Source organism: Lacticaseibacillus suihuaensis (assembly GCF_054785075.1).
The window spans coordinates 15,431-35,933 of the sequence record NZ_BAAGBJ010000019.1 but is presented as its reverse complement, the minus strand read 5'-3'; the positions used below and the strand labels follow the sequence as shown (position 1 = coordinate 35,933).

Sequence of the window (20,503 nt, the reverse complement as noted above, 5' to 3'; positions counted from 1 at the left end):
AACTTCATCAACCGCATTTTCTTGGAGCGCGTCTGGTTCAAACCAAACGGCATCAAAAAGAGCGTCCGGACCAATTAAGGTCCAGACACTCTCATAAATCTGTATCAACTCCACTTGACGAAGAGCCGAAATCTGGCGGTTGCACCGGCGATGCGCGGTTTTTGGCGTAATCGAGGCTCAGCTCAGCTGGTGGCTGCGATCGGGCAGCACCTGCAGGAAGGTGGTGCTCAACACCAAAAGGCCGCCGAGCACCTCGGCCCAGCCGAAGTGGGCGTGAAACAAGGCGATGGCGATCACCGTCGACGACAGCGGCTCGAACACGTTGAGCATCGCCACGGTGGTCGGGGCCACGAAGCGCAGACTTTCCAGGTACAGTAGGTAAGCGACCAGCGTTCCGAAAATCGTGACGTAGCCGATGCCCAGCACAAGCGGCCAGGTCAGCCGTGGTCCGGGCTGAAGCCACAGCACCGGCGACAAAATCACGCCACCGAACAGCATCCCCCAGCCGGTCACCAGCCGCGCGTTATAGCGGCGCAGCAGCCCGACCGGCATCAGCGTGTAGGCCGCCGCCCCAATTGCCGCGGCCAGCCCCCACAACAGGCCCTGTGGCGACAGCGCCAGCGTGGTCAACTGCCCGTGGGTGACCAACAACACCACGCCGACGAAGGCGACGGCAATCGAAATCAGGTCGATGCGCCGCGGCCACCGCCAGTGACGCAGCGCTAGGTAGACGATGATGAACACCGGCCCCAGGTACTGAATCACGGTGGTGGTCGGCGCGTTGCTGACGGCCACGGCGGTGAAGTACGTGAACTGTGAGATCACGACGCCGAACACCCCGAAGACGAACAGGCCGAGCAGCGAGCGGCGATCTCGTGCCACCGCGAGCATCCCGGACCGCTGCGTCAGCAGGTTGTACACCAGGAGCATCACCCCGCTCAACAGCAACCGCACCGCCACCAGCCAGTCGGGGCGGATGCCGGGCTGGGCGAACAACCACTGCGCCACGTTGCCCGAAAGCCCCCACAACAGCGGCCCCATAATTGCGAAAACCAAACCTTTTTGCCGATTCGTCATGCCGGTACCCCTTTGAATTCAATGGTCCTTATGATACCCCCAATCCCCAGGCGCGGCACGGCCGCGGCCAAATTTTTTTGCGCCGTGGTCCCCTCGCCCTTATACTGTATAGTCAGAACCCGGAAAGGAGGCGCCGCCATGATCACCAACGAGAAGGCCATCATCGCGCTGTGCGGCCGCGTCGGCAAGCTACTACTGGAAAACGGCGCGGAAACCGGCCGCGTTGAGGGCACCGTCGAGTACATCGGCCGCGCCGCCGGCCTGGCCGTGTCCTGCCACGCGACCATGACCGCGCTGTTCGTCGACGCGGATTTCGACACCGCGACCCACCTGGTCAAGGTGCGCACCAAGGACTTCGACCTGCGCAAGGTCGACGCCATCAACACCCTGTCGCGCCGCTTCGTCGCCGGGCGCATCGACTGGGCGACGCTTGAAAGCGGCGTGGCCGACGTCGAGCGCCAGCGCGTCGATTACACTTGGCCGCAAAAAATCCTCGGCGCCGGGCTGGTGTCGGTCGCGCCGATGCTTTTGTTTCAGGCGACCTGGGGCGACCTGGCGCTGGCCTTTGGCGTCGGCATCGCCGGCTACCTGGCCGCGCAGCTGACCGGCCGCCACACCGCAACGCCCTACATCGCCGTCGGAGTCGGCGGGCTGACCATCGGCTTTTTGGCCACCACCCTGGCCCTGGCCGGCCTCGGCGCCTCCGCCGACAACATCGTGATCTCGGCGTTGATGCCGCTGGTGCCGGGGGTAGCGATCACCAACTCGCTGCGGGAGCTGATCGCCAAGCACACCATCTCCGGCCTGGTGCGCGCCGTCGACGCCGTGATGGTCGCCGGGGCGATCGGCGCCGGCGTCGTGGTCGGCAACGCCTTGGCCCACGGGCTGTTGGGAGGCGTGCTATGACCTACCTGATTCACGCGCTGATCAGCTTCGCCTCATCGGTCGGCTTTGGCATCATCACCAACATCCCCCGCCGCACACTTTTGCCCGCCGGCATCACCGGCGCCGCCTCCTGGCTGGTGTACGTCGCGCTGACCGCCGCGACCCACGCCGTGATCTTGCCCAACCTGATGGCCGGCGTCACCATCGGCGTGCTGGCCAACCTGTTCGCGATCCGCGTCAAGGCGCCGGTGAACGTGATGTACATCCCAAGCCTGGTCTCGCTGGTGCCCGGCGCGATCATCTACATGTCGATGAAGGACTTCACCCTGGGGCGCGAGGCCGCGGCCCAGCAGGGACTGACCAAGACGCTGACGATTGCCATCGCGCTGGCGGTCGGCTTCGTCATCGCCGAGGCCAGCTTCAACGCGCTGCGCCGACTGGCTAGGCGCAGCGGCCAAAAATAGCAGGTACCGCCATTGCGGTCACCTGCTATTTTTGTGTCGCGGCTTGCGCCCGTTGCTGGAACAAGCTCGAGTCAGGCGCCGATTCGGCGTGCTCAGGACACGTGCTCAAAGGTGCTCAGCGGCCGGCCGGCAAGCGCCGCATCTAGTCCCGGCAGCTGACGCTGGTAGTCCGCGACATCGAGGCCCGGCACCCGGCGTCTGGCCTCGGCCATCGCCCGTGCGACGACCCCGAGCTCCGACTCGGTCCAGGTCGGGTGCAGGTCGAAGCTGGTCAGGATGTGGCGCCGGTTGTCCAAGAAACCGTCGGCAAGCTGCGTCTCGCCCATCACCCGCAGCCCGGCAATCAGTTCGTCCCCCGCTGCGGCCGCGGTCGCCTGACCCGCGGGAATGGCCGCGGCAATCGCCGTCAAGAACCGGAACTGCAGACGTGGCAAAAGCGGCGCCTGCCAGGTTGTCAGTGCCCCGGTCAGCACGTCCTGCCCGCGGCTCAGAAAGTCCGCCGCAATCGCCGGCTCCCGTCCGAACAGCGCCGCAAACCCGACGTCGATGCAAAGTCCCAGTGCCACCTCTGGGTAGTCCGGTGCCGTCCGGAACGCTTGGGCCTTGTGCCACAGCCGGCGGTAGTTCGCCCAAGGCAGCGGCGAGAAGCGCGCGACCAAGGACCCAATACGCTGAATCAGGGGCAGCGTCAACGCATCGTCGCTTGCCAGCGCCGCCAGCACCGCCGCTTGTTCCGCTGGTGTTAGCGGCCAGTCCCCCCACGCGGCCAGCTTGCCCAAAGCGGCGCGCATGCTCGCGTCCACGCTTTCATCGAGCGGTCCACATGCCGCCTGCAGGGCAGCGGCCGAGACCTGCAGCCGGCGCAAGAGCGTCAGCAAGGTGTCGGCGCGCACCGAGCCGCCGGCCTCGAAGCGAATCGCCTGCCGCGGCGACAGCAGGGCTGCATAGAGCACCGCCTGTCTGACGCCGTGCGCCTCCCGCAGCTGACGGATAAAGCTCCCGATCGATTGTGCCATTTTTGTCACCCTTTCGTTGTGCCTCCAGTCTACCAGCTAAACTACGGGCATGAAAGGGAGATGTTGATATGATTGATTTCACTTGGCTTTACCGTCACCTGCCGCGTCGCTTGAGCCTGGCACTGGTGCTGTTCGCTTTTCTGGGCGGCTTCGAGGGCGTCCTGAACGGCTATGTGCTGGGGCAAGTCCCCAACCTCACTACCGTCGACCTGACCGGGCGGCTGCGCTACATCGGCGTGGCCATCGCGCTGTACGCCGGCACGTACCTTGCGGGGTACATCCTGAACCTGCTGCAGCAGGCCGCCATCTACCGCTGGAACGTCGCGCTCAAAACCCAGATGCTCCAGGCCAGCGCGGCAAGCGGCGAGGCCGAAAGCGCGGGCACGAACCGTCTGACCAATGACGCCGCCCAGATTCAGGCCCGCTACTTCGAGGCCGTGGTCGGACTGATGCAAAACGCGGCGATGACCCTGGTCTCCACCTGGTTCGTGCTGACCGTCAACTGGCTGATGGGGCTGATTTTCATCGCGTTCTCCGCAGCAGCGATGCTGCCGATGCTCGCCTTCACCAAGTCGCTGGTACGACTGGGGCAACAGTGGAGTTCGGCCAACGCCAAGACCCTGGCCGCGGCGCAGGATTGGCTGCAGAGCCAGCCGGAGCTGCAGCAGTACCTGGCTGCCACCACGTTCTTCGCCCGGGTCAAGGCGGCCTTGGCCCTCAGCGAACGACGCCTGCAGCAGCAGACCGCACGTCAGTACACCGCGCAGTTTGCGACGGCGCTGATGGCGGTGCTCGGCCTGTTCGCCCCGATGCTAATCGGCTTTTTGCTGATGGCCCACGGCGGTTTCGGTATCACGATTGCCACGCTGCTGACGCTTCAGCTGTCGGCCGACCACGTGACGGCCGGCGTTCGCGCCGTGGTCGCAGGCTGGAGCGGCCTGGCCGGCACCCGCGCGCTGCGCCAGCTACCCCAGGTTGACGCCACGCCGGCCCCTGCGCCGGTTGCGGCCGGACCGGGCACGGTGGTGCTTGACGACGTTAGCCAGACCTTCGGCGACCAAGAGGTGCTGGCACCGACTACTCGGCGCCTGGCCGCCGGCTCGAAGACGCTAATCGCCGGGCCGTCCGGGGTGGGTAAAACCACCCTGCTGAACCTGATTGCAGGCCGCCTGAAGCCGACCGCCGGCACCGTGACCATCGACGACCAGCCAGCCACCCCCCAGGCGGTCACCTACATCACCCAGCAGGCCTGGATTTTCGCCGGCACCGTGCGCGAGAACCTGACTTTGGGCCAGGCCTTCTCCGATCAGCAGCTGACAACGGTGCTGACGCAGGTCGGCCTGACCGACCAGCTGGGACCCGCGCCGCTGGATCGGCTGGTCGCCCCCGCCACGCTGTCCGGTGGGCAGAAGCAGCGCCTCGCGATTGCGCGCGGGCTGCTGCGGAAACGTCCGGTCCTGCTTTTGGACGAAATCACCGCCGGGCTGGACGACCAGGCCGCAGCCGCGATTCGCGAGCTGCTGTACCGGCTGCCCCAGACCGTGATTGAGGTCGCGCATCACTACGACCGCCAGCTGCTGGCGCGCGACCACGTCTCGGAGCTGACGTTGAACCACGAGCTAACGCCGGTCACCGGCCGAAGCTGACCGAAGCAATCGCGCCTCGGCGCAAAAAAAATGAGGCGGGCCGCAAGTTGCACTTCACGCCAAGCAAACAGCGGTCGCTGCGTGTTTCCCAAACCTGGGCAACGCGTGGCGACCGCCTTTTGCGCGTGGCCAAAGCTGCTCGACCGAAGACGGTAGGGTCTCGTTCGCGCGCAGGCCACCGCTACAGCAGCCCCCCGAGCCACCCGCCCAGCCCGACGGCCAGGAGCCCGAGTCCGGTCGAGCCCAGCAGGTAGCGCATGACCACCCCCAGCCCCGCGCCCAGGGCGACTAAGGCGATCACGCCCGGCCCCCGACGCGCTGACCCAGCGCGGCCGCGGCCAGGCCGCCGAGCAGGTTCACCACAAGCACGACTGCAACCGCCCAGCGGCCGGCGGCAAGGCCGAGGCCGACTTTCATCATCAAAGTCGAGAACGTCGTGAAGCCGCCGATCAGCCCGGTGCCAAGCGCCAGGCTCGCCCAGTCGGCAAGCGGCCAGCGGTGCAGTGTCGCGGCGGTCAAGAACGCCAGGCCGAAGCTCCCCAGCAGGTTGACCGCCGTGGTTCCCATCAGCGTGGTGGTGTCGGCCAACCCCAGGCTCAGCCCGTAGCGCAGCACGCCGCCAACCGCCCCGCCACCGAACACCGCCGCCGTGTTGCGCCAATCAATTGTTGTCATCATCATCGCACCTCCGTAAAAAAAGATGGCACCTACCCTCATATCAGGTAGGTGTCATCAACTGGTCCTAGGCGCACACCATCGCCATCGCGTTACGAGCTGTATACCTCACGGCATCAGAAATTGCCAGATGCCGCGCCCGACGCCGTCCTCGGTGTTGGCCGCGGTGACCGCGTCCGCGCGCTGCTTGATCTCAGGCAGCGCGTTTTGCATCGCGATGGCGTGGCCGACCGCCTCAAACATCGGCAGGTCGTTGTGCCCGTCCCCGAAGGCCGCGGTCTCCGCCTGGCCCAGCGCGAAGCGGTCCAGAATGTAGCGGATGCCCGTCGACTTTTGGGCCGCGGCGGCGGTCACCTCAAGCCACGCGGTGCCGGAGCGCTGAACGGCGATGTCCGGCCAGCCCTGCGCGGTGAAAAACGCCTGAAGTCGCACCAGCTCGGCCGGGTCCAGCGCGATCATCATGATCTTGAAGAACGCAAGGTCCGGCTGCGCAAGCACTGCCGCGGTCGGTCGAATCGTTGGGTACAGGTGCGACACCGCCACCTCGTGCTCAAGCCCCGCGTCCATGCGCGGCGCAAACCAGTCCGTCGCGGTGTAGTAACTCAGACTGACGCCCGGAAAGCGGGCCCCAACCGCGGTGATGATGGCCTTGGCGGTGGCCGGCACCATCAGTGTCGCCACCAGCGGCCGGTAGCCATCTTCGGTCGGCTGGTAGATCAACCCGCCATTGAAGCCAATCTGCGGGCCGGTCAAGCCAAGCGCGTCAATGGCGGCCGCCATTTCAATCGGCGCCCGGGCCGACACCAGGGTCACCGGCAGCGCGGCCTTTCTGATCAGCGCCGCGTTGGTGGCGGTGACGTCGCCGTGGTCGTCGAGCAGCGTGCCGTCCATGTCGGAGAAAATCATGCGAATCATTGGAACCTCTTTCTTGCGGCCAGGCCGCCGTTTTCACCAGTATGGCACCTGTAACGCGTTACAGGTCAAGCCCGACTTCAGCCAATCACGCCGAAGTGGTAGCCGTGCGTCTTGTACCAATCGATCAGCTTCGGCAGCGTGGCCAGCGTCAGTTCCTTGCCGGCGGCGTCGTGCATCAAAACCACCGTTGTGTTATGTTGACCGTAGGCGTCAAGCGCATGCTGGTGGTAGGCGAGATACCCCGCCACCGAGTGGGGACCGCTTGCGCCCAGCGCATCCCCCACCGCGTCGTTCCAGTCAATCCAGGCAAGCCCGGCCTTTGTCAACACCCGGTCCGGCGCGGCGAGCGTGTGCCAGGACATGTGACCGCCCGGGTAGCGCCAAGCACCGGTGGCAAACCCGGCCCCGAGCACCTGCCGCACCGCGGCCAGCGTCCGGGTCACCTCGCGGGTGGTCTCGGCGGCACTGCCGCGTTCCTCAAAGCCGTAAGTGTGGCTGAAGCTGTGCAGCCCAATCGCATTGCCCTGCGTCACCGTCTGCCGCAGCACGGCCGCGGTCCGACTGGTGACCTGCGAGCCAACTACGAAAAACGTCGCGTGGACCTTGGCCTTCTCCAGCACCTTAAGCACCCGCGGTGTCATGGTCAGGTTCGGCCCATCGTCAAAGGTCAGATACACCACCTTGGGCCGCTTAGCATCAAGTGGCGCAAAGAGGTCGTCATGCACCCTTTGCGCCGGTGTTGCGTAGGCATCGGCCGCCGCCACGTGATTTTGACCCTTGGGCAACGCTGGCGTGGCGACATCCTTGGTCGCCGCAGCCTGCTCGGACTGGCTCGCGCCGCTCGCCTTCGCGGCTGCGGACTGGCCGGCCGGCAAGGCCTTGGCCGCCTTCGCCGCGGCGCTGGCCTTGCCAAGCTCGACGTCGGCCTGTCCTTTTTCGCCACTGGGCGACGCCTGGTCGGCCGCCGCAGACTTAGCCGGCCGGCGCTTGGGTTGGCTTGAAGCCGTCGCGCGGTTGGCGGGCGACTTTGGCGCCGCCTCCAGCGCGTGACGCCACCCCCAAAGACCCACACCGACCGCCAGTGCCGCCACCAGCGCAACCCATTTCACCCATCTTCTCGACATTTTGCCACCTCCGCTTCTAGGATACCACGCCGGGCCCAAAGCACCAGCCCTCACCGCGACCCGGCCGCGGTGAAAGCGGCGCCTGATTTTCATAAACGTTGACGATGCTTTTCACGGCGGTATAATATTGAGAGTAAAGTGAGCACTCACTTAGAAACGGAGGGGCGGTCATGCGAATCATTCGCTACCACGACCTGACCGACGATGTCATCGCGCCGGGCCAGGCGGAGCCGGCGTTACCCGACAAGTTCCGCTTTGCTCGCACCACCTTGCCTGAGCGGCTTGTGACCGCCGCAGTCTACCGCGGGGCCAGGCTGTTCGGCCGCTGGTACTGGCACCACAAGCTGCATGTGCGTTACGTCAATCTGGCCGCGCTTGCGCCTTACCGCGGTCAAAGCCTATTTCTCTACGGCAACCACACCCAAGAAATCGGCGATCCGTTCCTGCCGATGCAGCTTTTGACGCAACCGGTATACACACTGGCCAGCGCCGCCAACCGCAAGGTGCCGGTGCTGGGGCCGCTGTTGCCATACGGTCGCGCCTTGGTGTTGCCGCAGACCAAGGCCCAGACGCGGCGCTTCCTGGCGGCGCTGCAGGCGGCGCTGGGCCAAGGCGGCGCGGTCGCGATTTACCCCGAAGCCCATGTCTGGCCGTACTACACCGGCATTCGGCCCTTTCGCCCCGGTTCGTTCCACTACCCGGTGGCGGCCGACCGCCCGAGCTTTGCCTTCACCACCACCTACCAAGACCCTGGCACCACCGTCTACATCGACGGCCCGTTTTGGCCGGATCCGGCGCTGAGCAAGGCGGCGCGGCAGGCGGCCTTGGCCGCCCAGGTTCAGGCAGCGATGCTGGCCCGGGCGGCCGCAAGCACCACCCAGCACATCTTGTACCGGAGGGAAGAGTCGTGAACATTCTATTCTGCGGAGACGCCCGGGCCGAAACCGGCATCGCGCTGGCGAGCCTGGCGCTGGCCCGGCAGGTTAACACACCGCTTCACATCTACTTGTTGACGGCCGGCATCCAGGGCTTCACGCCGCTTTCGCCGGCCGTCGCCCCGCGGCTTGAGGCGATGCTGCGGCGGTTCAATGCGGATCACCGCGTGACGCTGTTGGACGTCACCGAGCCGTTCAACGCCGCGCCTCCCACCGCCAACCTCGCGACGCGCTTCACGCCCTACTGCATGCTGCGGCTTTACGCCGACCTGCTGCCGCTGCCGGACCGACTGTTGTACCTCGACTTTGACGTCGTGTGCATGAAAGATCCCGGCGCCTTTTACCGCCAAGACCTCACCGCACTCGAGGTCGTCGGCACCCTTGACCACTACGGCAAGTGGTTCTTCCGCCGCGGCTGGCACCTGCACTACCTGAACTCCGGGGTACTGCTGTTGAACCTCGCAGAGATTCGCCGCACCGGGCTGTTCGCGCGGTGCCGGCAGACCCTGGCCACCAAGCGCTACTTCATGCCGGATCAAAGCGCGTTGAATAACCTGGCGCAACACGTTCGGCTGGCGCCGCGTTGGGCCAACGACCAGCACGGCCCCCACCAAGACACCGTGTTCATGCACTATTCGACGCGCCTGCACTTTTGGCCGTGGTTTCACCCGGTGACGGTCAAGCCCTGGGACGTGGCCGCCATGCACGAGACGCTGCACGACCACAGCCAGGATGCGCTGCTCGCAGACTTTGCGGCCCTGACCAACTACACAAAGGAGGGACTTTGATGATCCCGATCTTCTTTTCCGTCGATGACAATTACGCAGGGCCGCTGACCGTGGCGCTGCACTCGCTGGCCCAGCATGCCGACCCGACGCGGGAGTACCAGGTGCGTATTCTGACCGAGCACCTGACCGCGCCGCACCGTGAGCTCCTGTTGGCCCAGGCCACGCCCAATGTTCACATCGCCTTCGCCTCAATCGGGGCCCAGTTCAAGGCGCGAATCGACGACCACGGCAACACCCTGCGAGCGGATTACTTCACGCTGACCATCTACTTTCGGCTGTTCATCGCGGAGCTGTTCCCCGAGCTTGACCGCGCGATCTACCTTGACGCCGACACCGTGGTGCTGGCCGACGTGGCGGAGCTGTTCAACACCCCGCTTGACGGCGCGTTGGTCGGGGCGGTCAGCGACCCGTTCATGGCGGCCAACCCGGAGACTGCGACCTACGCGGCCCAGGCGATCGGCCTGCCGGTGGCGGATTACGTCAACTCCGGGGTGCTGTTGATGGATCTCGCCGCGATGCGCCAGGCCAATTTTGCCACGGCCTTCTTGAACCTGCTGAACCGCTACCACTTCCGCAGCCTGGCCCCGGATCAGGACTACCTCAACGCGATGACCAAAAACCGCCTGCTGCACCTGGACCCGGCCTGGAACGTCCAAGGCGAACAGCCACAAATTGCCCAACCCAAGCTGATTCACTACAACCTGTTCGACAAGCCCTGGCACTACCAAGGCGTCCCCCACGAAAGCGAGTTCTGGGCGGCGGCCGACGACACGGCGGCCGGCGCCGCGCTTCGCGCCACCCAGGCCGCCTTCGGGCCAGCGCAGGTGGCGGCGGATCACCAGCACAAGGCCAACCTGATCGAGCTGGCGCGAAGCATCAGCACACAGCCGGTCACCTTCGCCAACGTGGCCGCTAAGGAAGGTGGCGTTCAGCTATGAACCCCGTGATTGCCAACATCAAAGACGCGGTGGCCTCTGGCCAGTTCAACGCCAAAGTCGAAGTCAACGACCCGACCCTGGCGCCGGAAGAGGAACACACCCTACTGAACGCCTTCGTGTCCAACCGCGGCACCTGGCGCTACAGCCTGAACAACATGATTGCCCGCACCGCCATGAACATGACCACGCGGGTCATGGCGCATGACCTGACCATCCACGGCCGGGCCAACTTGGCCGACCTGGCCGGTGGCGCGATCGTCACCAGCAACCACTTTTCCCCTTGGGAGAACATGGTGGTGCGAAAGGGACTGGGGATGCACCGCCTGTTCATCGTCAGCCAGGCGACCAACCTCAAAATGCCCGGCACCCTGGGCTACATGATGAATTACGCCGACACCCTGCCGATCGGCAAGAACGTCGACTACCTGGGCCACGCCTTCCCAGAGCTTTTGGAGCAGGCGCTGGACGCCGGCCACCGGGTCTTGATCTACCCGGAGCAGGAGATGTGGTACCAGTACAAGAAGCCGCGGCCGCCCAAGCGCGGCGCCTACTACTACGCCGCCCGGCTGAACGTGCCGATTGTCTCCTGCTTCGTCGCGATGACGCCACGCGCCAGGCTGACGGCGCCGGACTTTCACGCCGTCGGCTACAGTATGTACATCGAGCCTTTGATCTACCCGGACCCCAAGCTGTCGGTACGGGAGAACAGCCTGAACATGATGCAACAAGACTACCGCCAAAAGGTCGCCGCCTACGAAAAAGCCTACGGTGAAAAGCTCACCTACCGCTTCTCACCGGCAGACATCGCCGGCTGGACCGGCCGCTGAGGCGCAAAAACACCCTGCAGACCCACGCGTAACGTGGCGTCTGCAGGGTGTTTTTGCGTGTCATTGCGGCCGCGGGGTCAGCCCCAGCAGCAGGAACTCGAAGCTGTCTTGGCAGACCTGATCGATGTCCAAAGGCGCCGCGCTCATCACGACGTTGGGCAACAGGTAGCTCAGGATGGTGCCGGTAATGTAGCGAACGATGCGCATCGGCTCCCACGCGACCAGCTCGCCGGCGTCTTGGTACTGCTTGAACAACGGCCCCAAGGCGCTGGTGATCAGCTGGTTGAGCTGGGTGGTGAGATCCGCCAAGAGGTTGGGGTCCTTCACCATTTCCTGGATGAAGACCTTCAGCTCACTGCGGTTTTGCATCACGAACTCGACGCGGTCCCGCACCGCAAAGGCTAGCAGGTCCTTGAAGTGCGGCGCGTGGGCCCGGGCCAGGCGATTCATGAAGTCGCCGGCGGCAATCGGCAGCACGCCGCGCAAGAACGGGCCGAGGATCGCGCGAAGCAACCCCTCCTTGGTCTTGAAGCGCTTGAAGACGGTGCCCTCCGAGACGCCGGCGGCCTTGGCGATGTCCAGCGTGCTGGTGCTGGCGAAGCCCTGGTCGGCAAAAAGCGCGAGGCTCGCTTTGAGCACCGCCTGCTGTTTTTTGGATAACGGAGTTCGGTCTAACTCCGATGAAAACAAGTCCTGAACGCCTGGTTGCGGCATGTTCATCCCACCATTCTATTCTCTATAGAATAGCACAAACCGGGCACCGACGGGTCACTTAAGCGCCTGAACGCCGATTTCCTTGGCCTGATCCGCGATTCCGTAAGGCAGGGTGAAGCGTGTCTTCTTGTGAATGCGGCGCAGGTGCCAGGTGGTGCGACCCAGCTTGAGGTCAAGCCCCGACTTGGTGGTGGTGATGCGGCCCAGCTTGCCTTGCTGACCGTCTCTGCTGTAGCTGTAAGCCGCGGCGTTGATGCCATGGGCGAGGTCGCTTGCGGTGGCGTACTGCACGGTGGTGACCTCGCCGGTGCGACGCAGCGCCTGCTTGGCGACGGTCAACAACTCGCTGTGCTCGAGGTACTGACCGCCGGTGGCCGTGCTGCTTTGAAGCATCCCCAGCTTGTGATTGGAAGCCAGGCTCAGGGTCATGGTCAGGTTGCTGGTCGCCTTGAGCGTGGTGGTCTTAGTCCCCACCGTGTAGCTTTGCGCCTTGTAGACGGCCCCGACTGCGCTTGAGTCCTGCCGGCGGCCGCAACCGACCAAGGCCAGCGCCAGACCGACCACCAGAATGATTTTACCTTTCAAAAGGCACCCCTTTTCCGTGCGTCACCGCACCAAACACCCCAGTATAGCAGGAAAAACAGGGCGGCCGCAAACCGGCTAGCCCGAGTGGGGGCCGGCCGGGTCAATCTCGGTCAGCCGCGCAATCAGATCCGGGGTGTTCTGCGGTCCCGGATCCTGCGGGGCCTGATCCAGTCCCGCCAGCGCCTCCAGCTCCGCTGCCGTCAGCGTCAGCGTCTGGGCTGCGAAGTTCTCCTGCATCCGCGCGAGGTGGGTGGATTTGGGAATCACAATCACGCCTTGTTGCAGCTGCCAGGCCAGCACCACCTGCCCCGCCGTGGCCCGGTGGGCGGCGGCGATAGCGGTCACCACCGGGTGGTTGAAGAGCGCCGGCGCCGCATGAGCCAGGGGCTGCCAGGCCTCGATGGCAACGCCAAGCCGAGCGGCCGCGGCCACGGTCAGGCGCTGCTGCTTGAAGGGGTGGCGCTGAATCTGATCGATGGCCGGCACTGCGCCGCTGAAGGTCGCCAGATCCACCAGCCGCTCGGCCCCGAAATTGGAGACCCCGATGGCCCGAACCAGCCCGGCCGCCTGGGCCTCTTGCATCGCTCGCCAGGCGCCGTAGTAATCCCCAAGTGCCTGATGCAGCAGGTAGACATCCAGGTAATCAACGCCCAGCTTAGTCAGGCTGCGCCGCAGCGCCACCTTAGCGCCTTCGTAGCTGGCCTCAGTCGGCCACAGCTTGGAGGTCAGGACCACCTGATCGCGCGGCACCCCGCTGGCCTTGAGACCGCGGCCGACCCCCTCTTCGTTGAAGTAGCCGGCCGCCGTGTCGATCAGCCGGTACCCCACGCCGAGGGCCGCCGCGACCGCACCGGCGGCCGCGTCTTGATCCCAAATCTGAAAGGTGCCAAAGCCCAGGCTTGGCACTACCACCCCGTTGGCTAACTGAACCGTCATCATGTATCACTCCTTAACTAAAAAGCGCCCATGTCAATGACATGAGCGCAACGGCTTCACGGGCGATCATCCGCCACATGCTTGTTTAATCCAGTATACCACGACAGGCAAGGTGATTGACAACGACTTGGTCACCTTACGCCTCGTCGGCTCGCGCCTTGGCTGCCATCGCCACGGCGCTGATCCAGCTCAGTGGCTGGTCGAAATTCGGCTGGAAGAAGAAGTCCACCATCGCCAGCTGGTCGATGGTCATCTGCGTCTGAATCGCCATGGAGATCACGTTGGCCGACATGGAGACGTCGTGCTGGCTGTAAAAGGCGCCGCCCAGCACCCGCCGCGTGGCCGGGTCGTAGGTCAAACTGGCCAACACATTGGTGGTGCTGGTCATGAACTCTGGGCGGTAGGGCTGCTCGATGTCGACCGTCGCGGCGGCGACACCGCGAGCCTTGGCGCCTTCTTGGGTCAGGCCGCTGGCCGCGATGCAGTGGTCGAACAGCTCAACGGCGCTGGTAGCTTGGGTGCCGAGGTACTGTTCCGTCGCTACCTCGATGTTGGCGCCGACCAGGATACCCTGCCGCACCGCGTTGGTCGCCAGCGGAATGTAATCCGCCTTGCCGGTCGGGTTGTAATGCACCGCCGCGGAGTCGCCGGCGACGAAGATCTCGGGCCGACTGGTTCGCATGTAGTCATCCGTCAAAATCGCGCCGTTGGGCAGCATGTCGACTTGCCCCTTCAACAGCGTGGTGGCCGGGCGAAAGCCGATGGCCAAGATCGCGATGTCGGCGGCGTAGGTCCCCTTGTCGGTGGTCACGGTGATGCCCGATTCGTCGTCTTCAAACGCCACCACCTTTTCGCCCAGGGCCAGCTTGGTGCCATGGGCGCGGTACAAGTCCTCGACGCGGTCCGTGATGTTTTGGTCGAAGTTCTTGGCCAACACGCGCGGCAAGGCGTCGATCAGCGTCACGTCCTTGCCGGCCAGCGCGTACTGCTCGGCAAGCTCGGCGCCGATGTAGCCGGCCCCGATCACGATGACCGAGCGAATGTCGGCGGTTTTGGCCTCCAGGCGCTTGGCATCGCCCCAGTTCTTGCACAGGTACAGGTTCAGTGACTTGATGCCCGGCAACGGCGGCACGATTGGCGCCGAGCCCGGCGTGAACACCAGCTTGTCGTAGTGATCCAGCGTCTGCTCGCCGGACACCAGATCGGTCACCGACACCGTGCGGGTCTGCGCATCAATCGAGGTCACCTCGTGCTGCATGGCCATCGTCGCCCCCAGCGCCGTCAGGGCCTCGGGGCTGGAGTAAAACATCTTGTTGGGATCGGACACGTGTCCCCCGACCCACAGGGCGATCCCACAGGAGAGAAAGGACAGGGTGTCGTTACGCTCGTATACGGTCACCTCGTAATCGGGGTGAGCGGTCAAAATCTGCTGAGTTGCAAAGGTGCCGGCATGGGTGGCACCAACCACAATGATCTTCATCGTAAGCTTCCTTTCGAGTTGCGCCAGGCGCTGAGAATGAGAGTGCTTTCACAAAGCCATTGTAGCACGTTTGCCTCGCAGAAGGCCAGATAGTGTACGATTAAATTGTAGATAAGAACATGGTTAGTCACGCGCAAGCGTCCACTTATACCTGACCCCGGTTCGCCCCTACCGCCGCGGCCGGCTGCAGGTGGTTCGCGGCGGCAACTAATCCCCCCTCGGCCACAACAAAAAGACGCGCGTTTGCGCGTCTTGCGGGAATTACGCCTGTGAAGGAGTGTACACCGCCTGAAGCACCACGGCCCCGACCGCAGGCACCGCGACCCGGTCGACCGCCGCCTCGCCGCACTGGGCGGCGGTGCTCGAAAACAACACCCGGAACCGGCCGGCCACCGCCAACGTCTGGTCTTGGGTGGCCGCGTTGAACGCCACCACCAGCTCGCCGCTTTGGTAGGCGATCAACAGGTCGGCCGCCCGAAGCACCGCGGTGTTGGTGGCGGCGCTGGCCGTCGCGGGACGCAGCGCCGGCTGGGCTTTGCGCAACGCCCAAAGTGCGGCGAGCTCCGCCACCGCCTCCCGCGCCCAGGCCGCTCTGGTCCAGTCGATCGCGTTGACCGCATCCGGGGAGCGGTAGGAATTGGCATCGCCGCCCTTACTGCGCAGGAAGGCTTGGCCCAGCTGAATCAAAGGCACCCCGGCACTCAAGGCGACCAGCGCGTTGGCCAGGCGAGCCTGCTTGGCGATCACCGCGCCGTCGGCCCGGGGCGAAACCGCCTGCAGCTTGTCGAACAGCGTGAGGTTGTCGTGAACCTCGACGTACTGAACTAGCTGCGCCGGCTCGGCGCGTCGCGCTAGCAAGGCCTCGGCCAGCGCCGCCTCGTGACCGGCCGCCCCGCTGACAAAACCCGGGGCGGCCGCGTTAAACACGTGACCCTTCACCAGGTCGCGGAAGTCATCGTCGAAAAAGGCCACGCTGGGCAGCGCCGCGGCGTTTTGGCGGGTCGCTTTTTGGCCGGCAGCAAGCGGCGTGGCCATGTCCCAGCCCTCGCCGAGCATCGCGATGCCGTCGTCGATGGCGTCCAGCGCCTCTCGCACGGCCTGCATAGTGCCGACGTCGAGAATGCCCATCAGGTCGAAGCGAAACCCGTCGATGTGGTAGGCCTCGGCCCAGTACCGGACGCTATCGACGATGTACTTGCGAACCATCGCGCGTTCAGACGCCACGTCGTTGCCGACGCCGGTGCCATTGGCCAAGGTGCCGTCCGGCCAGGTGCGAAAGAAGTAGCCTGGCACCGTCTGGTTGAAGGCGTGGGTGGCGGGGTCGAAGACGTGGTTGTAAACGACGTCCATAATCACGCGAATGCCGGCGTCGTGCAGCGCCTGAATCATCGCCTTGGCCTCTTGAATGCGGCAGGCGGGAGTGGCCGCATCGGTCGCGTAAGACCCTTCCGGCACGTTGTAGTTGACCGGGTCGTACCCCCAGTTGTACTGCGGCCGCTCGGGATGCGCCTCGTCGACGGTGCCAAAATCAAACATCGGCATGATCTGCACGTGGGTGGTGCCGCTTTGACGCAAGTAATCAAGCCCGGTGGCCTGACCACCCGGCGTGTGGGTCCCCCGCTCGGTCAGCCCCAAGTACTGGCCCTTGTGGCGGATGCCGGAATCCGGGCTGCTCGAGACGTCGCGCAGGTGTAGCTCCGTAATCACCGCGTCGGTCAGCGGCCCGAACGGCGCAAGGCGCGGTCCCCACCCGGCCGGCTCAAGCTGATCCGGGGCCAGCACCACGCCGCGCTGCCCGTTGACGGTGGCGGCGGTGGCGTAAGGGTCGATGGACTCGGTTTGGGGCCGGTCGGCGAACGTCAGCTGGTAGGTGAACACCAGGTTGCGCTGGTCGCCGGCCAGCGTCGTGGTCCAGACGCCGCGGTCGCCGCGAGACAGCGCCTGCGTGTGGCCGATGGCGGCCTGGGGATCGGCGCTACGATACACGCACAGCGTGACGGATTCCGCGGTCGGGGCCCAGAGGCGAAAGGCCGTGGCGGCCTCTGTGTAACGCGTCCCCAGCCACCCGTCGAAGGCGTACTGGGCGTCAAAGGCCGCATCAAACATGGCGGCCTCCTGCCCCGGCGCCGGCGGCCGAAGCGACCGGCGCCAGCACGGCGGCGTGATCCGGTGCGGCTGGCACCATTACGGCGCCGTGACTGGGTGCGGCAGGCGCCGCGGTCGCCGCTGCGCCCTCGCCGGCAGGGGCCGGAACGGTGGCGGCGTCCTTTTTGGCCGGGTCGATGTGAAACTGGATGCCGCTGTAATCGCGGTCGCGATGGGCGGCGACGTAGGCCGTGGCCTCGCGGTTAATCGCCGCCAGGTCGACGCCTTGCTTGGTCGCGGCGAAGACGCAGCCGCAGTAGCACTGGCGGTAGACGTCGTATTCCTTGGACATCGCGACGCTGCGGGCGTAGCCGCCGCGCTTCTTGAAGTCCGAGGGCAGGTATGCCACCGCGTAAAGGTGCTGCACCTCAAGCCCCAGGGCGTTGATCACCTGGGCATTCTTGCTCGGGCTGATGGTCAAGGCGCTGCCGAAGTAGTCAAACCCCAGCGCATGGGCCTGGGCCGCCACCCGGTCCAGGCGGTAGTTATAGCAGACGCGACACCGCGCCCCGCCCTCCGGCTCGTCTTTCAGCGCCGCGGTTTGCTTCAGCGAGTCGCTCGGCCGGTACTCGGCGCCGAGGAACTGGACGCGGTTGCCGGTGCGGGCGTTGAAGTCTTGGATGAACTGCTGTTGAACCAGCCGGCGCCGTTCGTACTCGGCTCGCGGGTGGATGTTGGGATTGTCGTAATAAATCGTCACGTCTGCATACTGCGTGAGGTACTCGAGCGTGTAAGTCGAGCACGGGGCACAGCACGAGTGCATCAGAATGCGCGGCCGCTGGGCTTGTTGCTGCCAGGTTTTGACCTCTTGTTGCAGGACCCAGTCGTAGTTGACCTTTTGATCTTTTTCAAACATTGCGCGAATTGCCGCTGCTTCTAGCATGCGCTCACCTCCCTAAGACTTCATTATACGGGGGCGTCAGGCGGCCGGCAACAACCGGTTCGTCCAGGCGACGGCGGCGACCATCACCAAGGCGAAGGCCAGGATGTAATACGGGTACAGCCAGACCCCGAAAAGCCCCGCCAGCAGGCCAAACAGCGGTGGCGCGAAGGTAGAGCCGACGTAGGCGAAGGCCATCTGGATGCCGATGACGGCCTGCGAGTTCGCCGCGCCGAAGTTGTGCGGCGTCTCGTGAATGATGGTCGGGTAAACCGGGGCACAGCCCAGCCCCAACAGCAGCAGGCCCACCAGCGCAACGGTGGTCGGCACCCCAGGCACAATGATCAGCACCAGGCTGGCCAAAATCAGCGTCGCACCCAGCCGAATCATCCGCCGGTCCCCCAGCCGATCGGCGATGATGCCGGCCAAAAAGCGGCCGCCCATCACGCCGAGGTAGTACAACGACGCATACTTGGCCGCGGCCCCGATGCCGACGCCTCGGGCTTGGGCCAGAAAGGTCGCCGCCCAGATGCCGGCCGTCGCCTCCAAGGCGCAGTAGGCCAAAAAGGTCGTCAGCTGCTGGCGCAAACCGCGCAGCGCTAAGAGCTCGCGCAGGCTCAGCTTGGCCGCCTGAGTGGCACCGGCCGCATTCGACCGCTGCCACAGCGGCAGGCTGGCGAACAACACCACCGTCAAGGCCAGCTGCACGACGCCGATGATGCGGTAGCCGCTGCTCCAGCCCAGCTGGTGGGTCAAGGCGAAACTCATCACGTAGGGGCTGATCGAGGCGCCGACGCCCCAAAAGCAGTGCAGCCAGTTCATCTGGCGACCCTTGTAGTGCAGCGCCACGTAATTGTTCAGCGCCGCATCGACCGCGCCGGCCCCCAGCCCGTAAGGCACGGTCCAGACGCACAGCCAGGCGAAACTCGGGGCAAGCGAGAAGCCGAACAGCGCAACGGCGGTGGTCAACACCGACGTCGCGGTCACCAGCCCGGCGCCAAAACGCCGCGTCAGCCGGTCGGACAGCAGACTCGAGATAATCGTGTTGCCCGAAATCAGCATGGTCAAGATGCCGGCGAAGCTGGTCGGCACCCCAAGCGCCGTGTGCATCGCCGGCCACCCCGCCCCGATCAAGGAATCCGGCAGGCCTAGGCTGATGAAGGCCAGGTAGATAATTACCATCAGAATTGAAAACATGTCTTTCTCCTTTGGGTCAATACCGCCATTCTCAGGAACGCGCCGCCAAATGTCAACGGTTTCAGCGCGATTCGCGCCGAAAGTTGGGCTGTCTTGGTGGCGCAACCGGCCGCGGCCGCGGATTTTAACACGAATTCACCCGCTGCCACCGGACCATTCCCTGATGATAGCCGATGTGGTCCCCGGATAACTTGGCGAATCGCCGCAGGTTCTAACATGATGTTGCGCGATTGACGTGTGGCCAGCCGCGAGCGTCGCCAAGTCCCGCGTCGTTCTGAGCCGGCGAGCGACGCGGGGCCGCGGCCGCGCCGCCAGCTTGGCTTTCGGCCACACAAAAACCCGCAGCGAATCGCTGCGGGTTGTGCATCGCTTAGTCCAGCAGGGCCTGGGCCATGGCGAAGTCGCCGACGGTGGCCGAGCCGTTGTTCGGGACCTGGCTCAAGACGATCAGGTCTTCCAACGGTGGCGTCTGCACGTAGCCGTTGTTGAGCTGCTTGAAGAAGTCACGCACCTTCGGCAGTTCGGCAACGCTAAGCACGGAGCCGCCGAACACGATCTTGGCCGGGGCCAGGTTCAGGTAGGCATCAAGCGCCAGCTGGGCGGCGTAGTAGCTAATGTAGGTGAACACCTTGTTGTCGCGCGGCACCTTTTCGCCCGGAATGCCCAGGCGCTTTTCGATCGACGGGCCGGCCGCCATGCCTTCAAAGCAGCGGTTGCCGTGGAACGGGCAGACGCCTGCAAAGTCGTCGCCGGGGTACGGCACGACCAAGGCGTGACCCATCTCGGCATGGGCGCGGCCGCCGATGAAGTGGCCGTCTTGAATCGCACCGCCACCGATACCGGTGCCGATGGTGAAGTACACCAGCGAATCGACGTCCTTGCCGGCGCCGACCGAGTACTCACCGTAGGCCGAGGCGTTCACGTCGGTGGTGAACGCGATTGGTACGTTCAGCGCCGCCTTCAGGGTACCGACCACGTCGGCGCCTTCCCAGTGCGGCTTCGGGGTGGCCAGCACGTGGCCGTAAGTCGCGGAGTCTTTTTTGACGTCGATGGGGCCGAAGCTCCCGATGCCCAGTGCCGCGACCGGGAATTCCTTGAAAAAGGCCACGCACTGCGCCAGGTTCTCCTCCGGCGTGGTGGTTGGAATGCGCTTGGTCTGCAAGATGTTGTAGTGTTCATCGGCCACCGCCAACACGAACTTGGTGCCGCCGGCCTCGATACTGCCAAGACGAGTTTCTGTGATCGTCATCACCCTCATTTCACGATTGATTGAATC

General features: G+C 64.9%; 18 protein-coding genes and 2 pseudogenes. 7 read left to right on the top strand and 13 right to left on the bottom strand.

Annotation, left to right across the window (positions count from 1 at the left end; all coding sequences use genetic code 11):
• Nucleotides 1-177: 177 nt before the first annotated feature.
• Nucleotides 178-1,077: a DMT family transporter gene (locus ACYVRZ_RS12400; RefSeq protein ID WP_461227305.1), complete on the bottom strand. Its 900-nt coding sequence runs from the start codon at nt 1,075-1,077 to the stop codon at nt 178-180.
• A 138-nt stretch (nt 1,078-1,215) separates the two neighbouring features.
• Here ACYVRZ_RS12400 and ACYVRZ_RS12395 point away from each other — a divergent pair, with 138 nt between their 5' ends.
• Both ACYVRZ_RS12395 and ACYVRZ_RS12390 read left to right on the top strand, forming a co-directional pair.
• A complete protein-coding gene (locus ACYVRZ_RS12395; protein ID WP_461227303.1) occupies nt 1,216-1,983 on the top strand; it encodes a threonine/serine exporter family protein in 768 nt (255 codons plus the stop codon).
• Nucleotides 1,980-2,426 (top strand): threonine/serine exporter family protein, encoded by a 447-nt coding sequence (locus ACYVRZ_RS12390; RefSeq protein ID WP_461227301.1) that lies wholly within the window; start codon nt 1,980-1,982, stop codon nt 2,424-2,426. Before ACYVRZ_RS12395 ends, ACYVRZ_RS12390 begins: the two co-directional genes overlap by 4 nt.
• Nucleotides 2,427-2,518: 92 nt before the next feature.
• Here ACYVRZ_RS12390 and ACYVRZ_RS12385 read toward each other — a convergent pair whose 3' ends face one another.
• A complete protein-coding gene (locus ACYVRZ_RS12385; protein WP_461227299.1) occupies nt 2,519-3,442 on the bottom strand; it encodes a hypothetical protein in 924 nt (307 codons plus the stop codon).
• Nucleotides 3,443-3,510: 68 nt separating this feature from the next.
• Between ACYVRZ_RS12385 and ACYVRZ_RS12380 the strand changes: the two genes are divergently transcribed.
• On the top strand, nt 3,511-5,088 hold the full coding sequence (locus tag ACYVRZ_RS12380; RefSeq protein WP_461227297.1) for an ATP-binding cassette domain-containing protein: 1,578 nt from the start codon (nt 3,511-3,513) through the stop codon (nt 5,086-5,088).
• 297 nt (nt 5,089-5,385) lie between these two features.
• On the opposite strand, the gene ACYVRZ_RS12375 is transcribed toward ACYVRZ_RS12380, so the two are convergent.
• The 3 genes from ACYVRZ_RS12375 to ACYVRZ_RS12365 form a co-directional block, all read right to left on the bottom strand.
• Nucleotides 5,386-5,766 (bottom strand): fluoride efflux transporter FluC, encoded by a 381-nt coding sequence (locus ACYVRZ_RS12375; RefSeq protein WP_461227295.1) that lies wholly within the window; start codon nt 5,764-5,766, stop codon nt 5,386-5,388.
• A gap of 105 nt (nt 5,767-5,871) precedes the next feature.
• On the bottom strand, nt 5,872-6,678 hold the full coding sequence (locus ACYVRZ_RS12370; RefSeq protein ID WP_461227293.1) for an HAD family hydrolase: 807 nt from the start codon (nt 6,676-6,678) through the stop codon (nt 5,872-5,874).
• Between the two features lie 77 nt (nt 6,679-6,755).
• Nucleotides 6,756-7,802 (bottom strand): polysaccharide deacetylase family protein, encoded by a 1,047-nt coding sequence (locus ACYVRZ_RS12365; RefSeq protein ID WP_461227291.1) that lies wholly within the window; start codon nt 7,800-7,802, stop codon nt 6,756-6,758.
• A gap of 170 nt (nt 7,803-7,972) precedes the next feature.
• Between ACYVRZ_RS12365 and ACYVRZ_RS12360 the strand changes: the two genes are divergently transcribed.
• The 4 genes and pseudogenes from ACYVRZ_RS12360 to ACYVRZ_RS12345 all read left to right on the top strand — a co-directional run.
• Nucleotides 7,973-8,713 (top strand): lysophospholipid acyltransferase family protein, encoded by a 741-nt coding sequence (locus ACYVRZ_RS12360; protein WP_461227289.1) that lies wholly within the window; start codon nt 7,973-7,975, stop codon nt 8,711-8,713.
• Complete coding sequence (locus ACYVRZ_RS12355; protein ID WP_461227287.1) at nt 8,710-9,525, top strand: glycosyltransferase; 816 nt, start codon at nt 8,710-8,712, stop codon at nt 9,523-9,525. The genes ACYVRZ_RS12360 and ACYVRZ_RS12355 overlap by 4 nt, the downstream gene beginning before the upstream one ends.
• Entirely contained in the window at nt 9,525-10,463 is a 939-nt protein-coding gene (locus tag ACYVRZ_RS12350; protein WP_461227285.1) for a glycosyltransferase family 8 protein, read from the top strand. Before ACYVRZ_RS12355 ends, ACYVRZ_RS12350 begins: the two co-directional genes overlap by 1 nt.
• A gap of 254 nt (nt 10,464-10,717) precedes the next feature.
• Nucleotides 10,718-11,060, top strand: a pseudogene (locus tag ACYVRZ_RS12345) (1-acyl-sn-glycerol-3-phosphate acyltransferase); the annotation flags it as partial.
• Between the two features lie 290 nt (nt 11,061-11,350).
• On the opposite strand, the gene ACYVRZ_RS12340 reads toward ACYVRZ_RS12345, so the two are convergent.
• The 8 genes and pseudogenes from ACYVRZ_RS12340 to ACYVRZ_RS12305 all read right to left on the bottom strand — a co-directional run bounded on the left by ACYVRZ_RS12340 (nt 11,351) and on the right by ACYVRZ_RS12305 (nt 20,476).
• The gene (locus tag ACYVRZ_RS12340) at nt 11,351-12,004 is read right to left on the bottom strand and encodes a TetR/AcrR family transcriptional regulator (protein ID WP_461227283.1); all 654 of its coding nucleotides are present in this window, start codon (nt 12,002-12,004) and stop codon (nt 11,351-11,353) included.
• Nucleotides 12,005-12,058: 54 nt separating this feature from the next.
• A complete protein-coding gene (locus ACYVRZ_RS12335; RefSeq protein ID WP_461227281.1) occupies nt 12,059-12,589 on the bottom strand; it encodes a hypothetical protein in 531 nt (176 codons plus the stop codon).
• 75 nt (nt 12,590-12,664) lie between these two features.
• Nucleotides 12,665-13,525 (bottom strand): aldo/keto reductase, encoded by an 861-nt coding sequence (locus ACYVRZ_RS12330; protein WP_461227279.1) that lies wholly within the window; start codon nt 13,523-13,525, stop codon nt 12,665-12,667.
• A 136-nt stretch (nt 13,526-13,661) separates the two neighbouring features.
• Entirely contained in the window at nt 13,662-15,005 is a 1,344-nt protein-coding gene (locus tag ACYVRZ_RS12325) for an FAD-dependent oxidoreductase (protein WP_461227277.1), read from the bottom strand.
• A 261-nt stretch (nt 15,006-15,266) separates the two neighbouring features.
• A complete protein-coding gene (pulA, locus tag ACYVRZ_RS12320) occupies nt 15,267-17,111 on the bottom strand; it encodes a type I pullulanase (protein WP_461227275.1) in 1,845 nt (614 codons plus the stop codon).
• A gap of 172 nt (nt 17,112-17,283) precedes the next feature.
• A pseudogene (locus tag ACYVRZ_RS12315) lies at nt 17,284-18,033 on the bottom strand (epoxyqueuosine reductase QueH); the annotation flags it as partial.
• A 36-nt stretch (nt 18,034-18,069) separates the two neighbouring features.
• Nucleotides 18,070-19,227, bottom strand: a complete 1,158-nt coding sequence (locus ACYVRZ_RS12310) for an MFS transporter (RefSeq protein WP_461227273.1) — start codon at nt 19,225-19,227, stop codon at nt 18,070-18,072.
• Between the two features lie 370 nt (nt 19,228-19,597).
• Entirely contained in the window at nt 19,598-20,476 is an 879-nt protein-coding gene (locus ACYVRZ_RS12305) for an ROK family protein (RefSeq protein ID WP_461227271.1), read from the bottom strand.
• Nucleotides 20,477-20,503 lie beyond the last annotated feature (27 nt).